Raw genomic sequence first — 842 nt, 5'->3', positions numbered from 1 at the left:
CCCAGGGCAGATCAGCTTTACCCTGGAAACCTTAGATATTCGGCCAAGAGGATTCTCACCTCTTTCTCGCTACTCATTCCGGCATTCTCTCTTCTTAAAAATCCACTGCTCCTTTCGGTACAGCTTCGTCTCTTTAAGAATGCTCCTCTACCGATGAACAGTGATCAACGCAGACCAACAGCAGTCTGTTTCATCTGTTTTGGAATCTTCTTGATTTCATCAAGAAGCTTTCCTCTTGCATTGATCTGTATTGATCACTGTTCATCCCTGAGCTTCGGCAGTGTGTTTCAGCCCCGGACATTTTCGGCGCAGGACCTCTCGACTAGTGAGCTATTACGCACTCTTTTAATGGATGGCTGCTTCTAAGCCAACATCCTAGTTGTCTTCGAAATCCCACATCCTTTTCCACTTAACACACATTTTGGGGCCTTAGCTGCAGGTCTGGGCTCTTTCCCTTTCGACTACCCAACTTATCTCGGATAGTCTGACTCCCATACATCATCTACACGGCATTCGGAGTTTGATATCCCTTGGTAAGCTTTGACGCCCCCGTAGGAATTCAGTGCTCTACCTCCGCAAGACTTGTATGAGGCTAGCCCTAAAGCTATTTCGAGGAGAACCAGCTATCTCCGGGTTCGATTGGAATTTCTCCCCTATCCACACCTCATCCCCACCCTTTTCAACGGATGTGGGTTCGGTCCTCCATTGCCTTTTACGGCAACTTCACCTGGACATGATAGATCACCCGGTTTCGGGTCTACTCGACTGACTTTCGCCCTGTCAGACTTGGTTTCCCTTCGGCTCCGCACCTTCAGTGCTTAACCTCGCCAGCCAGCGTAACT

At 48.9% G+C, this 842-nt stretch carries 1 rRNA gene; it reads right to left on the bottom strand.

The window, feature by feature from the left end:
- Positions 1-842, bottom strand: a 23S ribosomal RNA gene (locus RUMTOR_RS08840); the annotation flags it as partial.

Source organism: [Ruminococcus] torques ATCC 27756 (assembly GCF_000153925.1).
Taxonomy (GTDB): Bacteria; Bacillota; Clostridia; order Lachnospirales; family Lachnospiraceae; genus Mediterraneibacter; species Mediterraneibacter torques.
Note: the sequence above shows the minus strand (reverse complement) of the source record. Positions and strands in the feature narration are given on the sequence as shown.